Source organism: Anoxybacillus sp. LAT27 (assembly GCF_022030075.1).
GTDB classification, from domain to species: Bacteria; Bacillota; Bacilli; order Bacillales; family Anoxybacillaceae; genus Anoxybacillus; species Anoxybacillus kestanbolensis.
The window spans coordinates 1-10,043 of the sequence record NZ_JAIWYK010000013.1 but is presented as its reverse complement, the minus strand read 5'-3'; the positions used below and the strand labels follow the sequence as shown (position 1 = coordinate 10,043).

13 protein-coding genes are annotated in these 10,043 nt (G+C 42.3%); 1 reads left to right on the top strand and 12 read right to left on the bottom strand.

Annotated features, from left to right (window positions below):
- From LD028_RS01310 to LD028_RS01295, 4 genes are all read right to left on the bottom strand, one after another.
- Positions 1–677: transposase (locus LD028_RS01310; protein ID WP_237810664.1), on the bottom strand; the 677-nt coding region annotated here is incomplete at its 3' end.
- Positions 678–781: 104 nt separating this feature from the next.
- Positions 782–2,959, bottom strand: coding sequence for a DNA internalization-related competence protein ComEC/Rec2 (locus LD028_RS01305; RefSeq protein WP_304512065.1), 2,178 nt, complete (start codon positions 2,957–2,959; stop codon positions 782–784).
- Positions 2,960–3,004: 45 nt separating this feature from the next.
- On the bottom strand, positions 3,005–3,472 hold the full coding sequence (locus LD028_RS01300) for a ComE operon protein 2 (protein ID WP_006317820.1): 468 nt from the start codon (positions 3,470–3,472) through the stop codon (positions 3,005–3,007).
- Between the two features lie 45 nt (positions 3,473–3,517).
- Entirely contained in the window at positions 3,518–4,105 is a 588-nt protein-coding gene (locus LD028_RS01295; RefSeq protein ID WP_237810663.1) for a helix-hairpin-helix domain-containing protein, read from the bottom strand.
- Positions 4,106–4,182: 77 nt separating this feature from the next.
- Here LD028_RS01295 and comER point away from each other — a divergent pair, with 77 nt between their 5' ends.
- On the top strand, positions 4,183–5,013 hold the full coding sequence (comER, locus tag LD028_RS01290; protein WP_237810662.1) for a late competence protein ComER: 831 nt from the start codon (positions 4,183–4,185) through the stop codon (positions 5,011–5,013).
- Positions 5,014–5,074: 61 nt separating this feature from the next.
- Here the strand turns inward: comER and LD028_RS01285 are convergent, their stop codons facing one another.
- From LD028_RS01285 to LD028_RS01250, 8 genes are all read right to left on the bottom strand, one after another.
- Positions 5,075–5,815: a class I SAM-dependent DNA methyltransferase gene (locus LD028_RS01285; RefSeq protein WP_237810661.1), complete on the bottom strand. Its 741-nt coding sequence runs from the start codon at positions 5,813–5,815 to the stop codon at positions 5,075–5,077.
- Complete coding sequence (gene rsfS / locus LD028_RS01280; protein ID WP_237810660.1) at positions 5,812–6,168, bottom strand: ribosome silencing factor; 357 nt, start codon at positions 6,166–6,168, stop codon at positions 5,812–5,814. The genes LD028_RS01285 and rsfS overlap by 4 nt, the downstream gene beginning before the upstream one ends.
- A complete protein-coding gene (yqeK, locus tag LD028_RS01275) occupies positions 6,165–6,740 on the bottom strand; it encodes a bis(5'-nucleosyl)-tetraphosphatase (symmetrical) YqeK (protein ID WP_004889432.1) in 576 nt (191 codons plus the stop codon). The genes rsfS and yqeK overlap by 4 nt, the downstream gene beginning before the upstream one ends.
- On the bottom strand, positions 6,730–7,296 hold the full coding sequence (locus tag LD028_RS01270; protein ID WP_004889430.1) for a nicotinate-nucleotide adenylyltransferase: 567 nt from the start codon (positions 7,294–7,296) through the stop codon (positions 6,730–6,732). Before LD028_RS01270 ends, yqeK begins: the two co-directional genes overlap by 11 nt.
- Positions 7,297–7,306: 10 nt before the next feature.
- A complete protein-coding gene (gene yhbY / locus LD028_RS01265; RefSeq protein WP_004889429.1) occupies positions 7,307–7,600 on the bottom strand; it encodes a ribosome assembly RNA-binding protein YhbY in 294 nt (97 codons plus the stop codon).
- Positions 7,594–8,421, bottom strand: a complete 828-nt coding sequence (aroE, locus tag LD028_RS01260; protein ID WP_255706777.1) for a shikimate dehydrogenase — start codon at positions 8,419–8,421, stop codon at positions 7,594–7,596. The genes yhbY and aroE overlap by 7 nt, the downstream gene beginning before the upstream one ends.
- A gap of 19 nt (positions 8,422–8,440) precedes the next feature.
- Positions 8,441–9,544, bottom strand: coding sequence for a ribosome biogenesis GTPase YqeH (gene yqeH, locus LD028_RS01255; protein WP_237810659.1), 1,104 nt, complete (start codon positions 9,542–9,544; stop codon positions 8,441–8,443).
- A gap of 5 nt (positions 9,545–9,549) precedes the next feature.
- Positions 9,550–10,043 (bottom strand): YqeG family HAD IIIA-type phosphatase (locus LD028_RS01250; RefSeq protein WP_237810657.1); only part of this gene is annotated, 494 nt, incomplete at its 5' end.

Below are 10,043 nucleotides of genomic sequence, written 5' to 3'. Positions count from 1 at the left end.
GCAGACGGAGTTTGCTTTTTTTGTAGTTGTCTGCGGAGTTGTTTATACTTTGCTCGTTTGTGTTTGATGTGTCTACCTTTGAAAAATAGCGTCTGTCCGTTTGAATCATAAACAGTCGCAAGAAAATTTACGCCCATATCTACGCCAACCACTTGGCAAATGTGATGAAGGTTTGCTTCTTCCATTTCTTTGGATACAGGAATATGGAGAAACCACTTTTGATGTTTATTCACTAACTTTGCTGTTCCAAACGTCCATGTTCCGTCGAAATACGTTTCAAGTCCTTTCGTTTGAAAAGGAACTTTGATTCGTCCTTCTAACGTATTGATGGAAAACAACCCTTTGGTTAGGCTGTAATCTCGATTAAAAACGAGGTCTATTTGCGGTTTTTTAAACGCAATCTGACAACGCTTATGTCCATTCGTTTGGTTGGTTTTATATTTTGCAATCACCGTTTTTAACACAGACTGTGCCATTTGAGATTTTAAGCCAAATGTAGAGCGAAGTTTGCGGTACGTCATCTTGTGAAGTTTGGCTTGCACAAGGGTGTTTTCTTTGTATATCACTTCCGACACCGCATTGCACGCATCACGATATGCTTGCATCGTTTTTTGAAGAAGTTGTTCTTGTTCAGATGTCGGTAAAATTTTAATTTTTGCTGTTAAAGTCAATTTCATGTCCTCACCACCTTTCACTAATTTTATTTTATATTTTTTTAGTGAAAAATAAACAAAAAAAACGCATTCCTCCCCATGCTTGAAAGCAGGGGTTTCCTGCGTGATTAATCATGAAAACGAATGACGACCGCACCATGTTCATCGGTGCGAAATATGCGCACGTGATCGTGACGTAAACGTTCGATGACTTCCCGGTGCGGATGACCATATCGGTTGCCGCGCCCAACTGAAATAAGCGCCAACTTCGGACGTATATGTCGTAAAAACGATTCAGACGTCGACGTTTTACTTCCATGATGCCCTACTTTTAATATGTCGACTGGCAATGACGGGTACGTTCTCATAATTTGTTGTTCCCCTTTTTCTTCTAAGTCACCTGTAAATAGCCAATATGCTCCTCCCATCAATGCATACAACACAATCGAACCATCGTTTGTCGTCTCTTCGTTTCCAAATGGAGAGAGAATGTAAAATTGCGCTTTCCCAACCGTCCAACGATCGCCACTTTTCACTATTTGCACACGTGTCCCTTTATTTATTGCTTGCTCCATCACCGATTCGATTAAATCATTTCGTTGCATACCGACGATAAGTTTTCGTACACGAACAGCATCGAATATATCGTTTATATCACCAATATGATCGAAATCACCATGTGTTGCGATAAGTGCATCAAGCGTACGAACTCCTTTTGCTTTTAAAAACGGAACGATTACATCTTCCCCAACACGAAACGATTGCTTTCGTTTTTTCCAATGTTCATCAGTAAATGACATCGTTCCACCCGTATCAATCATATAAACAGCTTTTCGATAAGGCAGTTCAATATATATACTATCCCCTTGTCCAACGTCTAACATGACGACTTCACCGGTCGGACGAAAAAATGGCCAAATGACATGTGCGATCATAACAAAAAGAAACGAAAAACGAAACATAACCGCGCGCTTTTTCGATTCGAAAGAAAGAAAAAAGAGAAAAACGGAGACGATATAAGCAACAAGCAGCCATAGTGACGGACGACCGAGCGTAAGCACGAACATATCGGATAATGAGAGAACAAGTGCGTTCGTATGTTCAAGCACAACCGTCAATACATATATGATCAGAGAACTAACAAATGGCATGAACAAGTGGCTGAGAAGGGCTACAAAGCAAAGCGGCAAAATGATAAACGAATAAAGTGGAACAAAGATGATATTTAACGGAATGGATAAAAGAGACACTTCGTAAAAGTGATAAAGCAAAAGTGGTAATGTACTTATTTGTGCAATGAAAGATGTCATGAACAATTGGCGAACAATAGAGCGTTCGTTTTGAATGAACGAAGAGCAAATAATTAACGCAAAACAAACGAGAAAAGATAGTTGAAAACCGAGCTGAAATACAGTATACGGATTTTTCCCTAATAAAAGGAGGCAAGCGATACTTAACGCATCAATTGTGCGGAAACGAGAAGAAAAAAGGAGAAAACAACTTGTCATAATGGCCGCGCGCATTACTGACGGAGCGGCACCGGCTAAAACAGCATACAGCGGGATACACCCAAGCAATATGACCGTCGCTCGTTCTCTTGAAATACCGAAGCGAATAAACAAATAAAAACAACCACCGACGAGCAATGTCATATGCAAGCCCGAAATCGCAAGCAGATGAATAAGCCCTAACTTTTGATAACTAGCGAGTACCGTTGGCTCTATATCGCTTCGTTCACCATAAATGAGCGCTTGCATAAACGCACTTACGTCATTTGGAAAGTGATGTTGAATGTAGCGAACACCTTGTTGACGAATGATTTGTAATCGTTCTATCCATGTTACATTTGTGCGTGTACAACTTTCAAGAGAATTCGGACGAACGATCCAATGAATGCGCTCGTAAAACAAATAGCGACGATAATTAAAAGCATATGGATTTGTCGGCAAAGAAGGGCGTTCAAGCTCCCCTTTTAGTAAACATGCTGTCCCTATTTGAATCTCTTCCCATTTTCGTTTTTCCTCTTCTGTTCGAAGACGATAAACGAGCTGTAATCGTTCTTTTTGCCATTGGACAGTCGTTTTCACTCGATCGCCGTCAATATAAATCGGAGCAATGAATCGGACAAAAAATGTCGTTTCATTCCCAGAAAGCGTTGTCACATGATGCACAGCTACCCATCTGCTCCACAACGAGAAAAATAAATAACAGCACATGCAAGCGAAAAATAACGCTCGCTTTCGCCAAAGTAAAAAGAAACTATACACACATGACAATGTAAAACAAACAACCGATTTTGTTAGCATAGACAAGACGGCCAAAACGGCCGCCATCGCCACATAAACGATACGTCATCTCCCCTTTGCATGTAAAAAGGTTGGGATCGAGTTTACATCAAACGGGACGTGCTTGACCGTTACGCCAGCTTGTTCGAACAACTGCAAAGCGAATGGGTGATTTTTATAGTCGTTCGCATAATAAACAGCTTTTATCCCGCTTTGAATGATCGCCTTACAACATTGTAAACACGGAAAATGAGTGACGTATATTTCCGCCCCTTCTGTTGGCACACCAAACTTGGCACATTGTAAGATAGCGTTCATTTCTGCATGAATCGTGCGCACGCAATGGTTGTCGATGACATAACATCCTTCATCAATACAATGCGCCCCACCTGCGATCGAACCGTTATATCCCCCAGCAATGATGCGCTTATCGCGCACAATGGTTGCCCCGACGGCTAGCCTTGTGCACGTGCTACGTAACGCTAACAGATGGCTTTGGGCCATAAAATATTGATCCCATGTAATTCGCTCCATCTACTTCTCCCCCTTGTCCATTATGCCTTTAGTTTATCGTCAATTTTAGCGAACGACAATTTGTTCTTTTATTTTTTCAAGTGATTTCGAACCGATTCCACTCACATTCAACAAATCTTCCACTTTTTGAAACGGTCCATGTTCCTCGCGATATGCAATGATGGCGGATGCTTTCGCAGGACCAATTCCTTGTAACGTTTGTAGTTGTTCAATCGTTGCTGTGTTAATGTTGATTTTCCCACTTGAACGGCTCGTTTGACTGGCTGTTTCCACGATGATGTCTTCGCCTTTTTTCGGCACGTAAATGACCATTTCATCATGCACTTTCATCGCCAAATTTACTTTCGTTTCATCCGCTTCGTCTGTTAATCCTCCTGCCAGTTGAATGACGTCGTGAATGCGGCTTGTCGGTGCCACTTCATATACTCCCGCTCGTTTGACGGCTCCTTTCACATCGACAATAACGGGAGCTTGTTCCTCTACTTGTTGTTCTTGCTGTTCCTCTTGTTCTACATGCTCTAAAGGAAGCTGTTGTACGGGGGCGTCCTCTTGTTGTTGCACGATCCAAATGATCGCTCCAATGACAATTAAGCCTACATATATCCAACGTTCATATGTTTTTATCCACTTCATGCTTTCATCCTTTCATAAAAAGCATTATTCGTGCATACATATGACGTATAGTGGTGACGGATAAGGGGGGAGTACCGTTGAATATAGGTTTTATTGGAACAGGAAATATGGGAACGATTTTAATTGAATCGTTTATTAACGGAAATGCGGTAAAGCCAGAACAACTATTCATTACGAATCGGACGCTTGAAAAAGCATACAATATACAAAAACGTTACCCGGACGTCCACGTCGTGGCGACGAATGAAGAAGTAGCAAAACACGCAACGATTGTTTTTATTTGCACGAAACCGTTGCATATGCCCGATGTTCTAAAGCAACTTCGTCCGCATTTGACCGATCATCATTGCATCGTATCGATTACGAGCCCCATTTCTGTGCAACAACTTGAATCACTCGTGCCATGTAGCGTCGCTCGCGTCATTCCGAGCATTACAAATCGCGCACTCGCTGGAAGTACGTTAATTACGGTAAGTGAACGTTGCACAGAAGCAGATCGGACAACGATTGAACAACTATTCCGCTCCATTTCTCGCCCAATATACATAGACGAGCCTATCACCCGCATCGCTTCTGATTTAACGAGCTGCGGTCCTGCTTTTTTCAGCTACTTAATTCAAAAGTTTATCGATGCAGCCGTTCAACAAACATCCATTACGAAAGAACAAGCAACAACGTTAGCGACAGATATGATTATTGGGCTAGGGGCATTGCTTGAACAGCAATTGTACACGCTACCGACATTGCAGGAAAAAGTGTGTGTGAAAGGCGGCATTACAGGAGCAGGCATTGAAGTGTTAGAAAAAGAAGTCGGGGACTTGTTCGTCCACGTTTTTCAAAAAACACACGAAAAGTTTTATGAAGAAACAGAAAGAGTGCGCCAACAAATTGACAATATTCGCGATTAACAAAAAAAATCCTGCTTATTTGTTAAAGAAAAATCCCAAAAGTGAGGCACTTTTGGGATCTTTATTTTTGCGCGATGAAGAAAATGCGCTCGCTTTCTTTTGTCGGTTGCTGTTCTGTGAAATCTGCCCATACATGCAACAGGCGAAATCCTGCTTGTTTTAACCACATGACATATTGATCGACATCGTATGTTCTCTGTACGTGCATTTCATCGACTCGTTCATACACACCTTCTTGTAATTGAACAAAAAACGTGAGCTCATGTTCGACGCTATGTGGCCACGGTCCTTCGTAACAGTTCCATATGTAGCTCACTTGGTCATCATTGCTCGCAAACGTGCGATGATGTAAAAAGACGTGTTCCATTTTAAATAAAGAATGTACATCAAATAAAAACAATCCGCCAGGTCGCAATTGTTCATATACGCGCATAAACGTAGCGACGACGTCTTCTTCCTGTAATAAATAATTGAGTGAATCACAAAAAATGACGATTGTATCAAACGGCTCGAACGGGCCAAATTCGCGCATATCTTGCTGAAAAAACGAGAGGTTTACCCCCCGCTCCTCTGCTTTCATCTGCGCAATAGTCAACATTTGTTCCGACAAATCGACACCGGTGACGTCAAACCCTTTTTCCGCTAACCGAATCGCAAGTTCCCCTGTACCGCATCCGAGATCAAGCAGTCGTTTTCCATTGTGATACGAAGCAACCGTTCGTTCAACGAGGGCACACCACGCATCGTATGGAGCATCGCTCATTAATTGATCATACCAACTCGCAAATCGTTCGTACGTCATGCCCCAAGATCACTCTCAATGTGTTCATGCGGTGCGTCGCCCCATAAGCGTTCAAGATTGTAATATTCGCGGTCTTCTTTATGAAACACGTGAACGACAACATCTCCTAAATCAACTAAAATCCAACGCGCCTCGTCAAATCCTTCAACACGTTTGACTACAACACCATGCTCTTCTGCTTTTTCTTTAATTTCACGCGCGATCGCTTGTACTTGTTTATCGGAATGACCGTGACAAATCATAAAGTAGTCAGCGACAAGCGAAATGCCTTTCATATTTAACGCTACGATGTTTTCGGCTTTTTTGTCATCCGCTGCTTGTACTGCAATACGTAAAATATCTCGTTCTGTCATGAAGAAACCTCCTTCAATTTTTTAGCTATATCATTATACGTATGGAACGTATCTGGGTAAATCGGTTCGCGTTTGTCCATTAAAAATTGGATCGTATTTTGAAGCGCTCGAAACAGCGCACGATCTAGATGTTCTCGCGCCAACGCACGCACTTCGTCAACACCCGGAAACGAACGATTTGGCTCAATGTAATCAGCGATGTATACAATTTTCTCAAGCAATGTCATATTTGGTCTTCCTGATGTATGATAACGTATCGCTTGTAAAATGTCTTCATCTTGAATGCCGACTTCCGTTTGGACTAAATATGCCCCAACAGGCGCATGCCATAACTCTGGGCTATATGCTAACAAATCTTGGGGCATATGTTGTTCGATAATGATGCGCTTCATTTCTTCTTTTGTGCGGAATTTTGCATAGTCGTGAAAAATTGCCGCCAATTCCGCTTTTTGCACATCAGCTCCGTACAATTTCGCCAGTTCAATGGCTGTTTCCATCACGCCTAACGTATGAATATACCGCTGTTCTTTTAATTGTGTGCGCACGATCGCTAACGCTTCTTCACGTTTCATACAACCGATTCTCCTTTATATATAATTGAACCGCTTCCGGCAACAAATACGTGACACTTTTCCCACTTTGAATCCGCTCACGAATGAGCGAAGAAGAAACCGCAAACGTCGGCACGTCCACTTCGATGATCGGATACGGTGTACGAAGAGAATAGCCAGGCCGTTTCACCCCGACAAATTGCACAAGCTGAACAAGTTCGTCAATTCGATACCAATTCGGTAAATATTCAACCATATCTCCACCGATAATAAAGTAAAACATCGTATCCGGATATCTTTGCTTCAACAAAACGATCGTATCGTACGTATATGATCGCTCTTTTCGTTCAAGCTCAATCGTTTCAACGCGAAAGTGCGGTTGATTCGCAATCGCCGCCCGCAACATATGAACGCGATGCACATGATCCGTCACCTGTTTATCTTTATGAGGTGGAATGTAATTTGGCATAAACCATATTTCATCGAGCTGTAACTCCGTTCGTACATCATCCGCAATTAATAAATGCCCGTAATGAGGCGGATCAAACGTCCCACCTAAAATGCCTACTTTTTTCACCACAACGCTCCTATTTCGGCAACACAATTTGTTTATGTTCACGCGATTCTTTATATAATACGATCGTATGCCCAATCAGTTGGACAACTTCCGCCCCTGCACCTTCCGCTAACTGCTCTGCCACTACTTCTTTTTCTTCTTCGCAATTTTTTAATACACTCACTTTAATCAGCTCTCTCGCTTCAAGCGCATCGGCAATTTGCTTAATCATATTGTCATTGACGCCACCTTTTCCCACTTGGAAAATCGGTGTTAAATGATGAGCTAAAGAACGTAAAAATCGTTTTTGTTTTCCTGTTAACATGTTTTTCCTCCTAACTGTTGTATCACAAGTTGTTCCATTCGTTTCGTATTTGGAAAGATCCCTGTCCACTTTTCGAACGCTAGTGCACCTTGATAGACGAACATGCCTACACCGTTTTGCACGCGCGCTCCTTTTTCTTTTGCTTCTTGCAAAAATTTCGTCATGAGTGGATTGTAAATAATGTCGCTGACGATCGTCCCGGTTTTTAACGTTTGAAGGGAGATCGGCATCGTATCGACATGCGGGTACATACCGACAGACGTTGTATTAATGATGATGTCGTACGCTCCTAACCGTTCTTCTGCTTGTTCAAGCGAATACACAGCTGACCGTTCTTTTTGAATAAACGCCTCTGCCTTTTCCGTCGTGCGATTACATACATCAATAGCAGCTGCTTCATGTTTTAAAAGAGTAAAATAAATGCCGCGCGCCGCTCCACCTGCACCGATAATCAATATGCGTGCGCCAGATAATTCAATGTTCATTTGCTCGCATAACGCTCGGACAAATCCTTCACCATCTGTATTATAGCCAACCCATTTTCCGTTTTCATTAACGACTGTGTTTACTGCCCCCATTTGCTTAGCCGTTTCATCAAGCTCATCCATATATTCCATCACCGCTGTCTTATGCGGGATCGTCACATTAAACCCAGCGCATTGTAACGCTTTTAAGCCTTCTACCGCCTCTTTTAACATATGCGGTTCGACGTGAAACGCATGATAATGCGCATCAATATGTAACGATTGAAACGCATCGTTATGCATAAGCGGCGACAACGAATGATGAACAGGACAGCCGATCAGCCCAAATAGTTTCAAAATCCTCTCCCCCTTTGTGTTAAATGAGCGACTTCCGCAACATTACCCCAACGCCTTTTGGCGCATATGCGATGACTTGTGCCCCCGGCTCGTGACACGTCACCCAGCCAAGCCCTGAAAAAACGATATCTGTTTTTGGTTCTTTTAACGTAAAATGATGGGCGACAAGCGGTGGCAATTGCTCGCAATAGCTTTTGCGCGGCGGCTGCAACAATTCACCAAGATGTCTTTCATACAATTCATCGGCATGTTCACGTTTCGTTCGATGAATAAATAATTCATTCGACATATAACATACAAATGGACGTCTCCCACCACTTACATAATCTAATCGAGCAAGCCCACCAAAAAACAACGTCTGTTGTTCGTTCAATTGATATACTTTCGGCTTAATTTCTTTTTTCGGTGTAATGACTTTTAAATCTTTCTTGTCAACGAAATGCGCCATTTGATGATGGTTTATAATTCCCGGTGTATCATGAAGCGCTGAGCCATCATCGAGTGGAATTTCAATCATATCAAGCGTTGTCCCTGGAAAATATGATGTCGTAATGACATTTCCTTTACCCGTCGCTTCTTTAATAATACGGTTAATAAACGTTGATTTTCCAACGTTCGTACAACCGACAACATATACGTCTTTTCCGTTGCGATACTCGTCAATCGCCGTCATGACTTCCTTCATGCCATATCCTTTATGTGCACTAACTAAAAAAACGTCACGCGGCTGTAAGCCAAGTTCTCGTGCAGTTTGTTTCATCCAACGCGTGACCTTTTCATGTTTGACGGACTTTGGCAACAAATCCACTTTATTGCCGACAAGTAACACATCTTTTTTTCCGACAAACCGATGCAACCCTGGCAACCAGCTTCCATTGAAATCGAAAATATCAACGATTTTCACGACAAGTCCATCTGCTTGTCCGATGCCGTGCAAAATGTTTAAAAAGTCGTCATCTGTTAATGATACGTCTTGCACTTCGTTGTAATGTTTTAACCGAAAACAACGTTGACAAATAATCGGGTCGCGTTCAAGCGCTGAAAGAGGCGCATATCCGACTTTCGTTTCGTCTTCTGTTTGAATCGTTACTCCACATCCAATACAAATGACTTGTTCACTCATTATCATCACTCCCAATGAATCATACCTTTTTTTCGCATGACATTTAAAATTTTTCGTTCAATATTTCGATTCACACGCGTAAAAAAGCCGTCTGTTTGCGCAACAGGGACGACTAAAATCGTATGCAATCCGAGGCGATTACCGCCAAACACATCGGTAAGAAGCTGGTCGCCGATGACGACGACTTCTTCCTTTCTTAGCTTCATGTCGCGCAACGCTTGTTGGAACGCTCTCGTTAACGGCTTGCGCGCCTCGAAAATGAACGGGATGCCGAGCGGCTTCGCGAACGCTTCCACTCTTTTTTTATTGTTGTTTGACACGATTGTCACTTGAATGCCGCTTTGTTTCATTTGTTCAAACCAACTGACAACTTCCGGCGTCGCAAGCGGACGATCCCATTCAATTAACGTATTGTCTAAATCGGTAATAATCCCTTTCATTCCTTTTTGTTTCAAATGTTCTGGCGTAATCTCAAAAATACTTTTCGCATGTTCATTTG

Excerpts from the sequence above, each read along its gene's own strand:
- yhbY (WP_004889429.1), bottom strand. The coding sequence starts at position 7,600 with ATGTTAACAGGAAAACAAAAACGATTTTTACGTTCTTTAGCTCATCAT.
- LD028_RS01295 (WP_237810663.1), bottom strand. The coding sequence starts at position 4,105 with ATGAAGTGGATAAAAACATATGAACGTTGGATATATGTAGGCTTAATT.
- LD028_RS01305 (WP_304512065.1), bottom strand. The coding sequence starts at position 2,959 with ATGCTAACAAAATCGGTTGTTTGTTTTACATTGTCATGTGTGTATAGT.
- LD028_RS01285 (WP_237810661.1), bottom strand. The coding sequence starts at position 5,815 with ATGACGTACGAACGATTTGCGAGTTGGTATGATCAATTAATGAGCGAT.
- LD028_RS01300 (WP_006317820.1), bottom strand. The coding sequence starts at position 3,472 with ATGGAGCGAATTACATGGGATCAATATTTTATGGCCCAAAGCCATCTG.
- yqeK (WP_004889432.1), bottom strand. The coding sequence starts at position 6,740 with ATGAAACGTGAAGAAGCGTTAGCGATCGTGCGCACACAATTAAAAGAA.
- rsfS (WP_237810660.1), bottom strand. The coding sequence starts at position 6,168 with ATGACAGAACGAGATATTTTACGTATTGCAGTACAAGCAGCGGATGAC.
- yqeH (WP_237810659.1), bottom strand. The coding sequence starts at position 9,544 with ATGAGTGAACAAGTCATTTGTATTGGATGTGGAGTAACGATTCAAACA.